Source organism: Streptomyces sp. NPDC086835, assembly GCF_044745705.1.
Taxonomy (GTDB): Bacteria; Actinomycetota; Actinomycetes; order Streptomycetales; family Streptomycetaceae; genus Streptomyces.
Map to the genome: position 1 here is coordinate 458,678 of NZ_JBIVAU010000002.1, position 17,244 is coordinate 475,921.

The window sequence follows — 17,244 nt, forward strand, 5'->3', positions numbered from 1 at the left end:
GACGCGGGAGGGACGTCAGCGGAGTCCTACGACTCGCACGCTGCGTCCGCGTCCGGAATCAGAGAAAGAAGTAGTGCATGTGCGAACCCATACGCCCAGTGTGCCATCACCGGGGCCGCACCGGCCGGGACCGGGGATGACCGCGGCCACCGGGCGCGACATCCGTGCCGGTCCGCCTGTCACATTCGCGTGGCCCGGCGGGTCATGGCAGTGACGCACTCAAGACCCGGCCGGAGCGTCCGGTCGGCGCACGCCCGATGGGAGCATCTGTGATGTCCACCGCCTATGTCGTCGTCACCGTCCTGGCCGCCGCCATGGTGGGATTCTCTGCCGTCTCCGTCTTTCTGCGCACCCAGTGGGTCGTGCGGCCCATGGCCGACTACGGCGTCCCCATGTCCTGGCTGCCCTGGCTCGGCACGGCCAAGGCAGCCGGTGCCGCGGGACTGCTCGTGGGCCTGTTCGTGCCCGTCGTCGGTGTCCTGGCCGGGGTCGGCCTGGTGCTGTACTTCACCGGGGCCGTCGCCACCGTGGTCCGGGCGCGCTGGTACGCGCACATCCCGTTCCCCGCTGGTGTACGCGGCCCCGGTGGTCGCGGCGCTGGCTCTGGGCTTCGCCGCCTGACGCTCCTGCGGGCTCCCGGCCTACGGGGTCCCGCCGAAGGTCCACACGGCGTGGGAACCCGGGCCGACGACAAGGGTCGAACGGCCGATCCGCTCCTCGTGCCGGTACTCCACGGACCGGTCGAGCGACAGGCCGACCTGCCGCAGGCCCGCCTGCTCGCGCGGGACGGCGTCGAACCGGAGCGTGGTGCCGCCCCGCACCGTGAGTACGCCACCGGCCACGGGCCGCACGACGAACCCGCCGGCCCGCAGCAGCGGCTCCGTGTTCGCGAGGTCCGCCTCCGTGACCCCGAGGCGGACGTACGTCACGTCACGCATGAGGCGGTCCTGGTAGCCGTCGGACAGATAGCGCTCCCGGCCGACGTCGCCGGGGTAGGACGCCGGCTCGGTGTTGCTGCGCGGGTCGGCGAAGTACTCCGGCAGGTACTCCATCCCCCAGGCGCCGAAGGCGTCGTACCGGGCGGAGGTGAAGACGGCGTCGAACCACGGCACGGGCACGCCGTCGCCGAAGTCCCGTGTCTGGCGGAACCGCACCGGCTCGGCGATCCCCTGGTCGCGCAGCCGCTGGGTCACCGTGGCCAGGTCACCGGCGCGCTCGGTGGACAGCCCCGTCCCGGCGGCGCCGAGGGTGCCGTCCTGGCCGGGCAGGTCGCCCACTCCGAACAGTTCGAGGTAGGTCTCGCGGCCGAGCAGATAGCGGCCGGTCCAGGTCTGCCCGTCGGCTCCGGTCGTGGTGCGGACCTGGAAGTCGGCGAAGGTACGCAAAAAGCCGGAGTGCTCGATCGCGTCGGCGGTCTCCCGGTCGAGCACCCCGTAGGCGTGGTTGTAGAACAGCAACTGCCGATCGGCAGGCGGCCGGCTCTCCTCGGCCAGCGCCGTGCTCGTACCGCCTCCGACGGCCCCCGCGAGGGCCAGAACGAGGACCATGGTCATCCGTAACACCTGGCGAAGCAGCATGCCAGGGATCGTAGGAGGACCGAATCGCATCCGCCTTCGATTTGTGGAAACCGGGCACGCGCCGCCGCCGGCGGCGGGCCGAGGTCAGCCCTCGGCGCGTGCCACGCCGATCGGGCAGGAGACGCCCGTACCGCCGATACCGCAGTAGCCCGCCGGGTTCTTGTCCAGGTACTGCTGGTGGTAGGCCTCTGCCGGGTAGAACGGCCGGCCCTCCGCCGGGAGGATCTCCGTGGTGATAGTGCCGTACCCGGAGCCCGTCAGGACCTTCTGGTAGGCGTCGCGGGACGACGCCGCGGCAGCGGCCTGGGCGGGGGAGTGGGTGTAGATCGCCGAGCGGTACTGGGTGCCCACGTCGTTGCCCTGGCGGAAGCCCTGGGTCGGGTTGTGGGACTCCCAGAAGAGCTTCAGCAGCGCCTCGTACGTGACCTGCGACGGGTCGAAGACGACGCGGACCGCTTCCGTGTGGCCGGTCAGGCCCGAGCAGGCCTCTTCGTACGTCGGGTTCGGCGTGTAGCCGCCCTGGTAGCCGACGAGCGTCGTCCATACCCCCGGCGTCTGCCAGAACTTGCGCTCCGCGCCCCAGAAACAGCCGAGCGCGAAGTCCGCGGTCTCCAGGTGCTCCGGGTAGGGGCCGAGCAGCGGGTTGCCGAGGACGGTGTGGCGGTCGGGGACCGTGAAGGTCGGCTCCGGGCGGCCCTTGAGGGCCTGCTCGGGGGTGGGCAGCACGGGCGTACGGCCGAAGAGCATGGCTGGTTCTCCTTCACGGTGACGGCACCGGAACAACGTCCCGGTGCCGTCCGGAATTCCACCGGCGCCGTTGCCGCCGCCGCGGGGGTGCGGCTCAGCGCAGCAGGGTCGCCGGGCTGCCGCCGTTCGCCTCGTAGCCGGCGACCGCGAGGGCGCGGTAGACGGTGTAGGCCGCCGCCGGGTCGGGCTCCGTCGTCCAGGGCAGCGCGCCCACGTGACCGTCGACCTGTACGAGCTGGTGCATCGCCTCGGCCCACCGCTCGGAGTTCACGAGGAAGACGATGAGCAGGTGGCGTACGTGCGCGAGCATCGGGTCGTCCGGGCGGGCGGAGTGCACCGCGAACAGCGCGCCCTCCATGGCCTTGGTGACCACAGCGCTCTGGTAGAAGGAGCGCACGAGGTTCACCTCGGGCAGGTGCTCGTAGACCGCGAAGAGCGGGAGGGCCGCCAGCAGCGACCCCCGCGGGGCGCGGGCCGCGGCCGTCGTGGCGAAGTGGTCGGCCTCCTCGCGGGAGCCGTGCCACTTCTCGCAGAGGTGGTGCAGGGCGGCCAGGTGGGCGCCCATGTGGTCGGGCGCGCGGTCGATGACCTTCGCCCACAGCTGGTCGAACTGCTCGTGGCTGTAGCCGAGTCCGCGGGCGACGGCCAGCTCGATGATGTACGGGACGGGGTCGCCGGGCGCGAGCAGCGCCGCCTCGCCGCAGACGGTCCTGGCCTCCTCCAGGATGATCCGGAAGTCGTCCGCGCCGACGGCCGACGAGCGCCACGCCTGCTGCACCAGGAACTCGGCGTGCACCTGCGCCGCGCCCGCGTCCTTCGGGGCCTCCGAGCGCCACTTGCGCAGCCACGCGCCGCCGACGCCGGGCTGCTGCGCCAGCTCCAGGGACGCGGCCCCGGCGAAGGCCTGGACGCGCTGCCAGCGCCGCTCGCCCTCCTTCGGCGTACCGGCGAGCAGCTGCGAGGCGGCGTGCCAGTCCTGGGTCCGCTGGACGACGTCCAGTACGTCCAGGAGGTCCTGGTCCGGTCCGGGCATCCGGACGTCCAGCTGCTCCTGGCGTACGAAGCCGTAGGTGTCCGGGTCGGCGGCGTCGGGCGAGCCGGGCCGGGCGAGCCGGATGCCGTTCCGGCGGCGCAGCACGACGGGGCCGATGATCGCGGTCAGCATGCACAGTGCGATCAGGAACCAGAGAATCTCCATGAGCCCATTGTCCCGGACGCCTGCGGCGTGCGGCCACGGCCGGTCCCGCACCGGACTACGCTCGGACCTCATGAGCGACCAGCACAGCTTCCACAGCTTCGAGACCCGCGCCATCCATGCGGGCAACACCGCGGACCCGCTGACCGGCGCGGTCGTACCGCCCATCTACCAGGTGTCCACGTACAAGCAGGACGGCGTGGGCGGTCTGCGCGGCGGTTACGAGTACAGCCGCAGCGCCAACCCGACGCGCACCGCGCTGGAGGAGAACCTCGCCGCGATCGAGGGCGGACGCCGTGGTCTGGCCTTCGCCTCCGGCCTCGCGGCCGAGGACTGCCTGCTGCGTACGCTGCTGCGCCCCGGCGACCACGTGGTCATCCCGAACGACGCGTACGGCGGCACCTTCCGGCTCTTCGCCAAGGTGGTCGAGCGGTGGGGCGTCGACTTCTCCGTGGCCGACACCTCCGACCCGGCGGCCGTGCGTTCCTCGGTCACCGACCGTACGAAGGTGATCTGGGTCGAGACGCCGTCGAACCCGCTGCTCGGCATCACCGACATCGCGGCCGTCGCGGACATCGCCCGCACGGCGGGCGCGAAGCTCGTCGTCGACAACACCTTCGCCAGCCCTTACCTCCAGCAGCCGATCGCGCTCGGCGCCGACGTCGTCGTGCACTCGCTGACCAAGTACATGGGCGGCCACTCGGACGTCGTCGGTGGTGGGCTGATCGCCGCGGACGCCGAGCTGGGCGAGGAACTGGCGTACCACCAGAACGCGATGGGCGCGGTCGCCGGACCGTTCGACGCGTGGCTGGTGCTGCGCGGCATCAAGACGCTGCCCGTGCGCATGGACCGGCACAGCGAGAACGCGACGCGGGTCGCGGAGATGCTCACCAGCCACCCGAAGGTCACCCAGGTCCTCTACCCGGGCCTGCCGGAGCACCCGGGCCACGAGATCGCGGCGAAGCAGATGCGGGCCTTCGGCGGCATGGTCTCGTTCCGCGTGCAGGGCGGCGAGCAGGCGGCGGTCGAGGTGTGCAACCGGGCGAAGCTGTTCACGCTGGGTGAGTCGCTGGGCGGTGTGGAGTCGCTGATCGAGCACCCGGGCCGGATGACGCACGCGTCCGTCGTGGGCTCCGCCCTGGAGGTGCCGGCGGATCTGGTCCGTCTCTCCGTGGGCATCGAGGCGGCCGACGACCTGCTCGCCGATCTCCAGCAGGCTCTGGGCTGACCCTGCCCCGACGCTCCGTCGGGCCCCGGCGAGCCCGCCGGGGCCCGACGGAAGGGGGCCGGGATCCGGTCAGACGTGGGCCTTCTCGTCCTCCAGGGACTCACGCACCATCTGCCTCAGCTCGGGGCCGTCGGTGTGGCCGTGCACGGAGACGGCGTGCTCTGCGGCCGCCCGCACGACTTCCTCCTCCTCACCGCTGATGGTGAGGGTGCAGCCCGAGACGCTGGGGGTGTTGCGGCAGTCGGCGACTTTTCTGGTCATGACGACCTCCTGGGCTCGTTCGTTGCGCCGCTGTTTTCAGGATAGATCCGCGACGAGCGGCTGCTACCAGCCTTCGAGCGGGGGCGTCGTGTCCGACGGGGGCACCGCCCACGGTTCGGTCACCGTCGCCCACACCGCGCACGCGATCACCAGCACGACCAGCAGCCCGATCCATGCCCGGCGGACCGCCCGGTGCCGGCGCAGCAGCCGGGCGCCCTGTTCCGCGGCGCGCGGGCCGAGGCCGGCGGGGACCACGGGATGGGGGACGTCCATCATCCGCCTGACCTCGTCCTCCTTGCGCTCCGGGCCGTTCACGAGGCCGTCCTCAGGAGTGTGCGGCCTCGGGCCCGGCGGGCGCCGCGCATGGTGGAGACCGCCCGGCTGCAGATGGCCCGCACCCGGTCGGCGGGAAGTCCGATGATCGCGGCCGTCTGCTCCTCCTCGACCCCCTCGTAGAGGCGCAGCACGAGGATCAGGCGTTCCTGCGGGGTGAGACGGTCCAGTACCCCGCCGCGCACCCGGTGGTAGCGCCAGGCGCTGCGGGCGAAGCGGAGGGCGAGTTCCTGGCGGGTGCGGTCGTACGGGTCCTCGCCGCGCAGCCGGTCCCAGTGGGCGTAGGTGCGGGCCAGGGCACCGGTCAGCAGCCGCTGTGCCAGCGGGTTGGCGGTGGGGGGCTCGGCGGTGAGCAGGGTCGCGGCGTGCAGCAGCCGGCTCGACGCGCCCGCCACGAAGGCTTCGAACTCATGGGCGCGACGGCGGTCCATGGCTGAATTCCGCTCGCTCACGTCCTCATATAGGGCCCGGCGACGGCCCTGGGTCAAGAGGTCGGCGGCGTCTCCGTCTCACCGGCGGGAAGACCGGCCTGGCGGGCGGAGAGCGCCGTGTTGAAACGGGTGAGCAGAGTGCAGAACGATTCCCGCTCGCTCTCCGTCCAGCCGTCCGTCACCTGCGCCATCAGCTCACGGCGTGAGGCGCGGACCTCTTCGAGCTTGGCCAGGCCCCGCGGGGACAGCTGGAGCACGACCGCACGGCCGTCCTCCGGGTGCGAGGTGCGTTTGACCAGGCCGCTGTCCACGAGCGGCGCCACCTGCCTGGTGACGGTCGAGGAGTCGATGCCCATCCCGGCGGCAAGTGCCTTGACGCCCATCGGACCTTCGAGGTCCAGGCGGTTGAGCAGCAGGTACGCGGCGCGGTCCATCGAGTTGCGGACCTGGCCGACTCCGCCGAGCCGTGTCTGTTCCGCGCGGCGTGCGAACACGGCCACCTGGTGCTGGAGGGCATCGAGGAGACCGGGGCCGCCGGCGGGTTCGGGGGAGGTCCCCCGAGAGGCAGACGCAGTGGTCGTCATGTCCTGAGAAGTGGGCATGGCTGCGGGGGCTCTCTTGTGCGGTGGTCGGTTGGTGGGGGACAGAGTACGCGGCCCTGGGTCCCGGCGTACCTGCGCTGCACAATCCGGTACGGGCCCCTTACGCGGCCGGACTCCGGGCCGGTGCGCCCGCTCTGTCGCGGGCCCGGTCCCGGGTGACGGCGGGGGCGCCGGCCCGGGATGCGGACGGCGCCACCCGGCGGGGCCCGAACTGCCAGACTTGGCAGCATGAGCTTCCGTACGCCCGAGATTCCTTCCGTGATCCTCGACGACATCCGGGGAGCGCAGAAGATGCTGTCCGGCGTCGCCAGAGTCACGGCGATGGAGGGCAGCAGGCATCTGTCGCAACTGGTGGGGGCGCCGGTCCATCTCAAGTGCGAGAACCTTCAGCGCACCGGCTCGTTCAAGCTGCGCGGCGCGTACGTGCGGATCGCCGGCCTCCGGCAGGAGGAGCGGGCGGCAGGCGTCGTCGCAGCCTCCGCGGGCAACCACGCGCAGGGCGTGGCGCTGGCGTCGTCGCTGCTGGGGGTGCGCTCCACTGTCTTCATGCCGGTCGGGGCGCCGCTGCCGAAGGTCGCCGCGACCAGGGAGTACGGGGCCGATGTGCGTCTGCAGGGGCAGGTCGTCGACGAGACGCTGGCCGCGGCGCAGGAGTACGCGCGGGAGACGGGCGCCGTCTTCATCCACCCCTTCGACCACCCGGACATCATCGCCGGGCAGGGCACGGTGGGGCTGGAGATCCTCGAGCAGTGCCCGGAGGTGCGGACGATCCTCGTCGGTGTCGGCGGGGGCGGGCTGCTGGCCGGGATCGCGGTCGCGGTGCAGGCGCTGCGGCCCGACGTGAAGCTGATCGGCGTGCAGGCCGAGGGCGCCGCCGCCTATCCGCCGTCGCTGGCGGCCGGACATCCGGTGTCCGTCGACAGGCCGACGACGATGGCGGACGGGATCAAGGTGGGGCGGCCGGGCGATGTGCCCTTCAAAATCATTGGCGATCTTGTGGAGGAGGTTCGTACGGTCTCCGAGGACGCGCTCTCCAGTGCGCTGCTGCTCTGCCTCGAGCGGATGAAGATGGTCGTCGAGCCGGCCGGGGCGAGCACGGTGGCGGCACTGCTGAGCGATCCGAGGTCGTTCGAGGGCCCGGTCGTCGCCCTGCTCTCGGGCGGCAACGTGGACCCGCTGTTGATGCAGCGCATCCTCCGGCACGGCATGGCCGCGGCGGGCAGGTACCTGTCGCTGCGGCTGCGGCTGACGGACCGGCCGGGTGCGCTCGCGGGGCTTCTCGGCCTGTTGTCAGTGGCGGATGCCAATGTTCTCGATGTGAGCCATGTACGGACCGACCCGCGGCTCGGGCTCACGGAGGTGGAGGTGGAGCTGCACCTGGAGACGAAGGGGCCCGAGCACTGCGAGGAGGTCGCGGCGACCCTGCGCGCCGCGGGTTACACGGTGATGGTCTGAGCGCTTCCGCGCCGGCGGGAGGGCGAGGCGTATGTATCGCGATACCCGGCGCGGACGTCGACGCGACACCCTCTTGAGAGACGCGATGTATCGCGTTATGGTGTGGCCCCTGCCATGCTCCCGCCAAGGGAGCGGCCGAGCCGGCCTTTCGCGCGCAAGCATTCATCCACTCCACCCGTCACCATGGGAGACCCCCTATGCCAGGCGCCATCTACGCCGAAGGTCTGGTCAAGACCTTCGGTGACGTAAGGGCACTGGACGGCGTCGATCTCGACGTCCCCGAAGGCACGGTCCTCGGACTTCTCGGCCCGAACGGCGCCGGCAAGACCACCACCGTGCGCGTACTGACCACTCTCCTCCAGCCGGACAGCGGTTCCGCGGTCGTCGCCGGCATCGATGTGCTCAAGCACCCCAACGAAGTGCGCAGGTCCATCGGCCTCTCCGGCCAGTTCGCCGCCGTCGACGAGTACCTGACCGGCCGGGAGAACCTCCAGATGGTCGGGCAGCTCTACCAGATGAGCGCCAGGGACGCGAAGAAGAGGGCAGGTCAGCTGCTCGAGCGGTTCAACCTGGCCGACGCCGCCGACCGCCCCGCCAAGACCTACTCCGGCGGTATGCGCCGCAGGCTCGACCTCGCCGCGGCGCTGGTGGTGTCCCCGCCCGTGATGTTCATGGACGAGCCGACGACCGGTCTCGACCCGCGCAACCGGCAGCAACTGTGGGAGGTCATCCAGGAACTCGTCGGCGGCGGTACGACACTGCTGCTGACCACCCAGTATCTGGAGGAGGCCGACCACCTCGCCGACGACATCTGCGTCGTCGACCACGGCAAGGTCATCGCCCGCGGCACCTCCGACCAGCTCAAGGCCCGCACGGGCGGCGAGCGCGTCGAGGTCGTCGTCCACGAGCCCGAGCAGATCGGGCCCGCCCGCGAGGTCCTCGTCGGCTACGGCAAGGGCGAGGTGGCCGTCGCCGAGCACACCCGCAAGCTCACGGTCCCGGTCACCGGCGGCGCCAAGCTGCTCGCCGAGGTCATCCGCGACCTCGACGCCCGAGGCGTGGAGATCGACGACATCGGCCTGCGCCGCCCCACCCTCGACGACGTCTTCATCTCGCTGACCGGGCACGCGGCGGAGGTCGCAGAGGGCAACGGCGGCGCGGAACCGGAAGACGCCGCAGGCCACAGCGCCAGGAAGGAGGGCGCGAAGTGAGCGCCACCACGCAGACCGCGCCGCCGCTCGCGGCGCCCCGCCCCCGTGGCGGCATCGGCCAGGCCGTCAGGGACTCCCTGGTGGTGGCCAAGCGCAACCTGATCCGGATGATGCGCATCCCCGAGATGATCATCTTCGGTTTGATCCAGCCGATCATGTTCGTGGTGCTCTTCACGTATGTCTTCGGCGGCTCCATCCAGGTCGGCGGCTCCACCTCCCCGGAGGCCTACCGCGAGTTCCTGATGGCCGGCATCTTCGCGCAGACGGTCACCTTCGCCACGGCGGGCGCCGGCGCGGGCATCGCGGACGACATGCACAAGGGCCTCATCGACCGGTTCCGGTCACTGCCCATGGCGCGCGGCGCGGTCCTCACCGGCCGTACGCTCGCCGACCTGGTGCAGACAGCGCTCACCCTCGTGGTGCTCTCGGTGGTCGCGCTGATCGTCGGCTGGCGGGTCCACGAGAACATCGGCAAGGTGCTCCTCGGCTTCCTGCTGCTGCTCCTGCTGGGCTACGCCTTCTCCTGGATCGGCGCGCTGATCGGCCTGTCGGTGCGCACGCCGGAGGCGGCCACCTCCGGCGGGCTCATCTGGCTGTTCCCGCTGACGTTCATCTCCAACGCCTTCGTGGACGCGAGCCAGATGCCGACCTTCCTGAGGCACATCGCGGAATGGAACCCGTTCAGCGCCACCGTCCAGGCATGCCGTGAGCTGTTCGGCAACCTGCCGCCCGGCTTCAAGACCCCGGACGCGTGGCCGATGCAGCACCCGATCCTGGCCTCGGTGCTGTGGTCGGTGCTGATCCTCGTGGTCTTCCGGACCCTGGCCGTCCGCAAGTACCGCTCCGCCGCCTGACCGGCACACGAAGGGGCCGGACCGCTTCCGCGGTCCGGCCCCTTCGTCGTACGCGTCCCGCTCAGCCCGAGTAGGGCTTGGCCGCGAGGATCTTCACCGCGGCCTTCTTGCCGTTCGGCAGTTCGTACTCGGCGTCGTCGCCGACCTTCTTGCCGTTCACGCCGACGCCCAGCGGCGACTGCGGCGAATAGGTCTCGATGTCCGCGCTCGCGTACTCGCGCGACGCCATCAGGAACGTCAGGGTGTCGTTCTCGTCGCCGTCGAAGGCGATCGTGACGACCATGCCGGGCTCGACGACGCCGTCGTCCGCCGGGGCCTCGCCGACCTTGGCGTTGTCCAGGAGCTGGGTCAGCTGGCGCACACGGAGTTCCTGCTTGCCCTGCTCCTCCTTGGCCGCGTGGTACCCGCCGTTCTCCCGCAGGTCGCCCTCCTCGCGCGCCGCCTCGATCTTCTTGGCGATCTCGGTGCGGGCGGGACCAGACAGGTACTCCAGCTCGGCCTTGAGCTGGTTGTACGCCTCCTGGGTAAGCCAGGTGACGTTGTCGCTGGTCTGGGTCACAGGTGCTCCTCGTAGGTACTGGGAATACAAAGCATCGCCCTACCCAGAAGGATGTACCCCCATGGGCGGGCGAAACCACGAGCCTAACAATTCCGGCGGGAAAGGGGGAGGACAAAGGCCTCGGGAAATGCAGAACACCTGCTCAGCACCCCTGCTCAGCGCGGGGTCCGGGGTGTCACGCGGCGTTGCAGCCCATCAGCTCGGCGCTCGTCGCCTGCCGCGTCGTACGGATCTTCACGACCTCGTCGACGCGGTTCTCACCCTCCTGGCCGATCGCCACGTCCAGCCGGCCGACCTCGGCGCCGTCCTCCGCGAGGGCACGCAGCGTGCAGCTGCCGGCGGCCCCCGCGTCCTTGCGGACCTCGAGATGGACCTGGACCTCGTCGGCGCCCTCCATGACGTCGAACTTGATCACCTCGGCGCTGATCCGCGTACCGGCGACGTAGTCGTAGCCGAACCAGCCGACGAGAGCGAGCATGCAGGCGCCGAGAACGGCCCCCACGATCCGCAGCTTGCGGTCCGCGCGCTCGTCCGCCGTGCGCCCGTAGCGCCCCTGCGGAAGCTTTTCGCCGACAGCCGCCATGATCGTTCCTCTCGAGAGCCGGAGGCAGGAATTTTCCGTCCGCCGATTCGGTCACTATAGAAGTTGCACGACGCGACTATTCATTGAGGATCGAGTCTTGACTGAGCAGCTGCGACTGATGGCCGTGCACGCCCACCCCGACGACGAGTCGAGCAAGGGCGCGGCGACGATGGCCAAGTATGTGTCCGAGGGGGTGGACGTGCTGGTCGTGACCTGCACGGGAGGCGAGCGCGGCTCCATCCTCAATCCCAAGCTCCAGGGCGACGCCTATATCGAGGAGAACATCCACGAGGTGCGCAGGAAGGAGATGGACGAGGCCCGCGAGATCCTCGGGGTCAAGCAGGACTGGCTCGGCTTCGTCGACTCCGGCCTGCCGGAGGGCGACCCGCTGCCGCCGCTCCCGCAGGGCTGCTTCGCCCTCGAGGACGTCGACAAGGCGGCCGGCGAGCTGGTGCGCAGGATCCGCGACTTCCGTCCCCAGGTCATCACGACCTACGACGAGAACGGCGGCTACCCGCACCCCGACCACATCATGACCCACAAGATCACGATGGTGGCGTTCGAGGGCGCGGCCGACGCGGAGAAGTTCCCCGAGTCCGAGTACGGGCAGGTCTTCCAGCCCCAGAAGCTCTACTACAACCAGGGCTTCAACCGGCCCCGCACGGTCGCCCTCCACGAGGCACTGCTCGAGCGCGGTCTCGAGTCGCCGTACGGCGAGTGGCTCGAGCGCTGGAAGGAGTTCCAGCGCGCGGAGCGGACGCTGACCACGTACGTGCCCTGCGCCGAGTTCTTCGAGACCCGTGACCGGGCGCTGATCGCGCACGCCACGCAGATCGACCCCGAGGGCGGCTGGTTCCGCGTCCCCATGGAGATCCAGAAGGAGGTCTGGCCGACGGAGGAGTACGAGCTCGCGAAGTCGCTCGTCGAAACCTCCCTCCCCGAGGACGACCTCTTCGCGGGCATCCGGGACAATGCCTGACATGAGCGCAAGCGCACACCTCGCAATGACGCACATGGCCACCCTCGCCAAGGAGCTCGACGAGAACAAGGTCACCCCGGGTGTCCTCGGCTTTCTCGTCTTCGCGGCGCTGGCCGTGGGCGTGTGGGCCCTGATGAAGTCCATGAACCGCCACATGGGCCGGGTGAACTTCGAGGAGGCCCCTGACCCGAAGGTCACCTCGGAGGCCGGCCCCGCGAAGCGGACGGGCTCCGAGGCGGCCTGACGCGTCACCCCCTGGGCCCGGACCGCCTCCGCGGACCGGGCCCACCGGTGTGTCCGCCCGCTAGCGGCCCGCCTCCACGGCCACGCCCATGACCTCCCGGGCGTGCCGGTTGGGGACCAGTCCCAGCTGCCATGCCTGCCAGCCGTCCTCCAGGCGCACGCCGCGTTCCAGCATCACCGCCAGCGCCTCCGCGCAGTCCTCCAGCTTCGCGTCACGCGACGCGTGCCCGGCGGCCATCAGACGCGACAGCTCCTCCTGGGCCACGACCGTGCCGACCTCGATGCCGCCGGGCGAGGCGTACGGCAGCAGGGTGCAGCGCAGGAAACGCGCCCAGTCGCCGCCGCGTTCGTCGCCGTACGAGGCGAACAGGGCCGCCGCCTCGTCGCACAGCTCCAGCGCCTGCGGCGCGCGGCTGTTCCCGGCGTCGATCATCGCCAGCTCCAGGCACGTCCAGGCCTCCCCGTGCGCGACGCCGATCCGGGCGAAGTCCGCGCGGGCGTCGACGAGGAGCTGGCGGGCGAAGCCGGAGTTGCGCAGGCTGCCCGTCCTGGCCGCGAGCTGGTCGCGGGTGACCCGCCCGGAGTGGTGCCGGGCGCAGGCCAGCCCGTACACGTCCCGCATCCGGGAGAACATCGTCCGCGCCCGCTCCAGCTCCCGTACCGCCTGGTCGCGGTCGCCGGACTCCTCCAGGGCCTGACCCAGGTAGTACAGGGTCCACGCCTCGCCGCGGGCGTCCTCGTTCTCGCGGTGCCTGGCCAGCGCCTGGCGCAGGTCGTCCACGGCGGGCGCCGGGTCGCCGTCGACGAGCCGGGCGCGCGCCAGCTGGGTCAGCGCCCATGCCTCACCGCGGCCGTCGCGGGTGCGGCCGTACAGGTCCAGGGCCACCTCCAGCGCCGTCCGGGCGGCGGGCACGTCGCCCATGCGCAGGAACACCTGGCCCAGCTGGAACTGCGACCAGGCCTCGCCGTGCAGGGACTCGCCCTCCCGGTGCAGCGCCAGCGCCGTCTCCAGCAGCCGCAGGGCCTCGGCGAGATTCGCCCGGTCGCGCTCCACGGCGGCCAGCGCGTGCAGCGACCAGGCGCGGTCCTCCGCCTGCTCCTGCGAATCCTGGAGCGCGATCGCCTCGTGCAGCTTCGCCGCCGCCTCTGTGAGATTGCCCTGATGGTGCAGAGTGATCCCGAGCGAGCACAGCGCGAGCGCGGCACCGGCGTCGTGGTGCGCCTCCCGGTACAGGCCCACCACCGACGAGAGCGTCGTACGCGCCTTGTCCAGCTCGCCGAGCTGCCGGGCCGCGATACCGGTACGCCAGCGCACGGAGCGCTCCAGCAGCCCCTGGTCCACGGCCTGGGTGAGCTCGCTGATCTCACCCAGCCGGTACAGGTCGCCGCGCAGCAGGCAGTAGTCGCACAGCGCGCCCAGCAGCCCGAGCACGGCCTGCTGGTCCACACCCTCCGCGTGCCGCAGCGCCGAGGTGATGAAGCTCGACTCGTCGTCGAGCCAGCGCAGCGCCGCGTCCAGCGAGGGGAAGCCGTACGCCCCGAACTGCCCGGCCCGCGTCGACATCTTGCCGTCGACCATCCGGATCACCGCACCGGCCAGCTCCGCGTAGTTCCGGATCAGCCGCTCCTGCGCCGCGCCGCGGTCGGCGGCGTCCTCCTCGTCCATCAGCCGGCTCCTGGCGAAACGGCGCACCGCGTCGTGCAGCCGGTAACGCGCCGAGCGCACATGGTCGATCAGCCCCGCCTCCGCGAGCGCCGCCAGCAGCCGCTGCGCCTCCTTCTCGTCGGTCGCCAGCAGCGCCGCGGCCGCCGCAGGACCGAGCGAGGCCCGGCCCGCCAGCGCCAGCCGGCGCAGCAGCCGCCGCGCCTGCTCCGGCTGGTCGGTGTAGCGCAGCCGCAGCGCCCGCTCGACCGGATCCAGCGGCCCCAGGGCGCGGAGGTCCGCCGCCAGGCGGTCCGCGGAACGCTCGCCCAGCGAGGAGCCCGCGGTCCGCAGCGCCAGCGGCAGCCCGCCGCACAGCTCCCGGACCTCGTCCGTGGACCGGACGTCGTACGGCCCAGGTGAAGAGCTCGCCGCCGCGGCCCGCAGCAGCTCCTCCGCGCCCGCCGCGTCCAGCGCCTCCACCGGCAGGTGGTGCACCCGGGCCGGGATGTCGTCGGGCAGGTCGAGCGGTGCGCGTGCGGTCACCAGCACCAGACTGTCCGACCGCTCCGGCAGCAGCGTGCGCACCTGGTCCGGGTCGCGCGCGTCGTCGAGCACCACCGTCACCGGCAGCCCGGTCAGATACTGGTGGTACAGCTCGCTCAGCCGCCGCACCTGCTGCTCCGCCGAGGCGCGTTCACGGAAGAGCAGCTGCTCACGCGGCGCACCGAGCCGGTTCAGCAGGTGCAGCAGTGCGTCACGGGTGGGCAGCGGCTGCTCGCCGTCACCCCGGAGGTCGACCACGCACGCGCCGCGGAACAGGTCCTTGAGATGGTGGGCGGCGCGCACCGCGAGCGTCGTGCGTCCCGAGCCCGGATCACCGTGGAGGACCACCACCACCGGAAGCGTCTGCGTCGCCGCGCGTGCCGCGTGCACCCACTGGGTGATCTGCGCCATCTGCGAGCGGCGCCCGGCGAACGGGCCCCCGGGATCGGGGAGATGGCCGAACGACTGCTCCAGCACGGACCTGCGCCGTGCCGCCGCCGACCGGTCCGCGCCACGCAGCTGCGGCACGACGGACGCCTTCTTCGCGGGCCGGGCCGACGCGGCCAGCATCCGCTGCTGGTCCAGGAACGGGCGGATGCCCCGTACCTCCAGCGCCGTCAGCCACTGGAGCCGCAGCTGCTCCACGCCGCCGGGTTGCGCGAGTGCTCCCGCCCTGCGGTGCGCCGCGGGCCAGTGCGCGGCGGTCACCTTGGCGACGGTGGTCGCCGCCCCGGCGACGGCCACGACGGCACCGGCCCCGAGCGCGGTGCCCGTCGCCGTCCCGAGGGCGATGTCCGCGCCGATCGCGGCGACGGCGGCGACGGCGGTGACCAGCACCGGAGCGCCCAGCGTCTCCCGGCTGAAGCGCTGCGACAGCGGCTGCTGCCCGGCCTCGGCCTCGGTGAGCGCCTGCTCGTAGGCCGCGTACTCCTCGCTCGCGCTCGCCGCCATCGAGTCGAGAGCGGCACGCCCCCGCGCGAGCAGCGTCCCGGCGTCCGAGCTGCCGCCCGAGCGCCGCACCTCCTCCTCCACCGCTCGTGCCAACAGCCGTTCCGCTTCAGCCCGGTGGCCGTCCCGCATGTGCGTCCCCCTGAAAGAGCCCGGATTCCGTGTCGCTACCCATGTATCGGCCCGTCAAGTGTCGTCGCCCCGGGGAGGAAGTGCGAGGGGTTCCGGCGGCGGAGTCGGCGAGCGGGGTGTCAGACTGGCGGCTCTTCCGGGATTCCGGGACTTCGGGATCCGGGCCGTGCGAGGGGGACCGGGATGAGTCTGGTGATCGAGAGCCGGACGTCGGAGCTGCCGTACATCGAGCGGGTGTGGCGCAGCCGGAGCGACGACGTCACCCGGATGATGTCGGTCGCGACGTCCCACTGGGAGCTGGTGTTCTGGGAGCACCAGGGGCGGACGCAGGCCGCCGTGCTGGGCCCGGAGCCGAGGGCGTCCCAGGCGCCGGTGCCGGACGACGCCGTCTTCTTCGGGATCAGTTTCGCGCTGGGTACCTCGATGCCGCACATCCCCGTGAGCAGTCTGGTGGGCGGCAACGCGGAGATCCCCGACGTGACGCGACGTTCGCTGTGGCTGAAGGGTTCGGCCTGGCACGTGCCGGACTACGACAACGCGGAGGCGTTCGTCCTTCGGATGGTGCGGAAGGGGATCGTGGACCAGGACCCGATCGTGCCCGCTGTGCTCGGCGGCGCTCGCCCGGACGTCTCCGACCGCACCCTGCAGCGGCGTTTCGTCGCGGCGACCGGTCTGACACAGGGCGCCGTCCGGCAGATCCAGCGCGCACGGCAGGCGGCGGTACTGGTCCAGGAGGGGGTGCCGGTCCAGGACGTCGTCCACCGGCTGGGGTACTTCGACCAGCCGCACCTCGCACGGTCCTTGAGCCGGTACATCGGCCGGACCGCCACTCGGCTGAGCCTCCCGGACGGCGCGGAGCCGCTGTCGCTTCTGTACAAGACCTGAGTCCCGGCCCGGCCTAGTGTTCACGACGTGGCCGAAGGGGTCGGCCCGTCCCGGCCGGAGCGCCGTCGGGGCCGGGACGGGCGGCGGACTCCGCACTCATCATGGAGGAATCATGCGCAAGGTTGTCTCGGGTCTGTTCATCTCGCTCGACGGTGTCGCACAGGCCCCGAACGAGTGGCAGTTCGCGTTCGACGAGGAGATGGGCGCCGCCCTGGCCAACACGCTGGAGACGGCCGACACGATCCTGCTGGGTCGGGTGACGTTCACCGAATGGGCCGGGTACTGGCCCACCGTGACCAGCGGCGAGGACGCCGGCTTCGCCAAGTGGATCAACGAATCGCCGAAGTACGTGTTCTCCTCGACGCTGGACGGCGTCGACGACTGGGCGAACAGCACGCTGGTCAAGGGTGATCTCGTGGCCGCGGTCAACGAGCTCAGGTCGGGCGAGGGCAAGGACATCACCGTCGCCGGCAGCCCGACACTGGTTCGCTCGCTGCTGGAGCAGGACCTGCTGGACGAGCTGGTCCTGCTGATCCACCCGGTAGTGGCCGGCGAGGGGCGCAAGAAGCTGTTCGCGGACGACGCCGCGATGAAGAAGCTGGAGCTGGTGAGCGCCGAGCCGACCAGCAGCGGCGTGATCATCGCGACCTACCGCCCGGCGCGCTGAGCGGGCGGGTTCGCCGGCGCGCGTTCAGAGCACGCCGAGGTCGACCTCGACGGTGAAGGGTGCCACGGCCTGGGCGCTGACCTTCCGGGCCGGGATGTAGGGACGACACCGGCGCCCCTGACCGGACCGCCGGCGGTGAGGGCCGCCGCCACGCCTCCGCGGTGGC

The 17,244-nt window shown here is 71.5% G+C and carries 18 protein-coding genes and 1 pseudogene; 9 read left to right on the top strand and 10 right to left on the bottom strand.

The window, feature by feature from the left end; all coding sequences use genetic code 11:
* Positions 1–272: 272 nt before the first annotated feature.
* Positions 273–621, top strand: a pseudogene (locus tag ACIPJI_RS08235) (DoxX family protein).
* Positions 622–641: 20 nt separating this feature from the next.
* On the opposite strand, the gene ACIPJI_RS08240 reads toward ACIPJI_RS08235, so the two are convergent.
* From ACIPJI_RS08240 to ACIPJI_RS08250, 3 genes are all read right to left on the bottom strand, one after another.
* Positions 642–1,553 carry a DUF5829 family protein gene (locus tag ACIPJI_RS08240; protein WP_402245779.1) on the bottom strand — a complete coding sequence of 304 codons (912 nt, stop codon included), beginning with the start codon at positions 1,551–1,553 and terminating at the stop codon, positions 642–644.
* A 108-nt stretch (positions 1,554–1,661) separates the two neighbouring features.
* Positions 1,662–2,324, bottom strand: a complete 663-nt coding sequence (gene msrA / locus ACIPJI_RS08245) for a peptide-methionine (S)-S-oxide reductase MsrA (protein WP_356623526.1) — start codon at positions 2,322–2,324, stop codon at positions 1,662–1,664.
* A gap of 94 nt (positions 2,325–2,418) precedes the next feature.
* Positions 2,419–3,522, bottom strand: coding sequence for a hypothetical protein (locus ACIPJI_RS08250; protein ID WP_307707982.1), 1,104 nt, complete (start codon positions 3,520–3,522; stop codon positions 2,419–2,421).
* A gap of 70 nt (positions 3,523–3,592) precedes the next feature.
* Between ACIPJI_RS08250 and ACIPJI_RS08255 the strand changes: the two genes are divergently transcribed.
* Positions 3,593–4,747 (top strand): cystathionine gamma-synthase, encoded by a 1,155-nt coding sequence (locus ACIPJI_RS08255; protein ID WP_189466488.1) that lies wholly within the window; start codon positions 3,593–3,595, stop codon positions 4,745–4,747.
* 69 nt (positions 4,748–4,816) lie between these two features.
* Here the strand turns inward: ACIPJI_RS08255 and ACIPJI_RS08260 are convergent, their stop codons facing one another.
* The 4 genes from ACIPJI_RS08260 to ACIPJI_RS08275 form a co-directional block, all read right to left on the bottom strand.
* Positions 4,817–5,008: a DUF1059 domain-containing protein gene (locus tag ACIPJI_RS08260; protein WP_307707983.1), complete on the bottom strand. Its 192-nt coding sequence runs from the start codon at positions 5,006–5,008 to the stop codon at positions 4,817–4,819.
* A 63-nt stretch (positions 5,009–5,071) separates the two neighbouring features.
* The gene (locus ACIPJI_RS08265; RefSeq protein ID WP_307707984.1) at positions 5,072–5,323 is read right to left on the bottom strand and encodes a hypothetical protein; all 252 of its coding nucleotides are present in this window, start codon (positions 5,321–5,323) and stop codon (positions 5,072–5,074) included.
* A complete protein-coding gene (locus tag ACIPJI_RS08270) occupies positions 5,320–5,772 on the bottom strand; it encodes a sigma factor-like helix-turn-helix DNA-binding protein (protein WP_402245138.1) in 453 nt (150 codons plus the stop codon). Before ACIPJI_RS08270 ends, ACIPJI_RS08265 begins: the two co-directional genes overlap by 4 nt.
* 53 nt (positions 5,773–5,825) lie before the next feature.
* Entirely contained in the window at positions 5,826–6,356 is a 531-nt protein-coding gene (locus ACIPJI_RS08275) for a MarR family winged helix-turn-helix transcriptional regulator (protein ID WP_307707986.1), read from the bottom strand.
* 246 nt (positions 6,357–6,602) lie between these two features.
* Between ACIPJI_RS08275 and ilvA the strand changes: the two genes are divergently transcribed.
* The 3 genes from ilvA to ACIPJI_RS08290 all read left to right on the top strand — a co-directional run bounded on the left by ilvA (position 6,603) and on the right by ACIPJI_RS08290 (position 9,894).
* Complete coding sequence (gene ilvA / locus ACIPJI_RS08280; RefSeq protein WP_356623523.1) at positions 6,603–7,829, top strand: threonine ammonia-lyase; 1,227 nt, start codon at positions 6,603–6,605, stop codon at positions 7,827–7,829.
* 197 nt (positions 7,830–8,026) lie between these two features.
* Positions 8,027–9,040: an ATP-binding cassette domain-containing protein gene (locus tag ACIPJI_RS08285; RefSeq protein ID WP_402245140.1), complete on the top strand. Its 1,014-nt coding sequence runs from the start codon at positions 8,027–8,029 to the stop codon at positions 9,038–9,040.
* Positions 9,037–9,894, top strand: a complete 858-nt coding sequence (locus ACIPJI_RS08290; RefSeq protein ID WP_356623521.1) for an ABC transporter permease — start codon at positions 9,037–9,039, stop codon at positions 9,892–9,894. The genes ACIPJI_RS08285 and ACIPJI_RS08290 overlap by 4 nt, the downstream gene beginning before the upstream one ends.
* 61 nt (positions 9,895–9,955) lie before the next feature.
* Here the strand turns inward: ACIPJI_RS08290 and greA are convergent, their stop codons facing one another.
* Complete coding sequence (greA, locus tag ACIPJI_RS08295) at positions 9,956–10,453, bottom strand: transcription elongation factor GreA (protein ID WP_159688063.1); 498 nt, start codon at positions 10,451–10,453, stop codon at positions 9,956–9,958.
* Positions 10,454–10,628: 175 nt separating this feature from the next.
* Positions 10,629–11,036 (bottom strand): DUF4307 domain-containing protein, encoded by a 408-nt coding sequence (locus ACIPJI_RS08300; protein WP_307707991.1) that lies wholly within the window; start codon positions 11,034–11,036, stop codon positions 10,629–10,631.
* A 97-nt stretch (positions 11,037–11,133) separates the two neighbouring features.
* Here ACIPJI_RS08300 and mca point away from each other — a divergent pair, with 97 nt between their 5' ends.
* Both mca and ACIPJI_RS08310 read left to right on the top strand, forming a co-directional pair.
* Positions 11,134–12,015 (top strand): mycothiol conjugate amidase Mca, encoded by an 882-nt coding sequence (gene mca / locus ACIPJI_RS08305; RefSeq protein ID WP_307707992.1) that lies wholly within the window; start codon positions 11,134–11,136, stop codon positions 12,013–12,015.
* A complete protein-coding gene (locus ACIPJI_RS08310; protein WP_307707993.1) occupies positions 12,008–12,259 on the top strand; it encodes a hypothetical protein in 252 nt (83 codons plus the stop codon). Before mca ends, ACIPJI_RS08310 begins: the two co-directional genes overlap by 8 nt.
* A gap of 60 nt (positions 12,260–12,319) precedes the next feature.
* On the opposite strand, the gene ACIPJI_RS08315 is transcribed toward ACIPJI_RS08310, so the two are convergent.
* On the bottom strand, positions 12,320–15,526 hold the full coding sequence (locus ACIPJI_RS08315; protein ID WP_402245143.1) for a tetratricopeptide repeat protein: 3,207 nt from the start codon (positions 15,524–15,526) through the stop codon (positions 12,320–12,322).
* 183 nt (positions 15,527–15,709) lie between these two features.
* On the opposite strand from ACIPJI_RS08315, the gene ACIPJI_RS08320 reads away from it, so the two are divergent.
* Together ACIPJI_RS08320 and ACIPJI_RS08325 are read left to right on the top strand one after the other, a co-directional pair.
* Positions 15,710–16,411 (top strand): helix-turn-helix domain-containing protein, encoded by a 702-nt coding sequence (locus ACIPJI_RS08320; RefSeq protein ID WP_356623518.1) that lies wholly within the window; start codon positions 15,710–15,712, stop codon positions 16,409–16,411.
* Positions 16,412–16,523: 112 nt separating this feature from the next.
* Entirely contained in the window at positions 16,524–17,078 is a 555-nt protein-coding gene (locus tag ACIPJI_RS08325; protein WP_356623517.1) for a dihydrofolate reductase family protein, read from the top strand.
* The last annotated feature ends 166 nt before the right edge of the window (positions 17,079–17,244 follow it).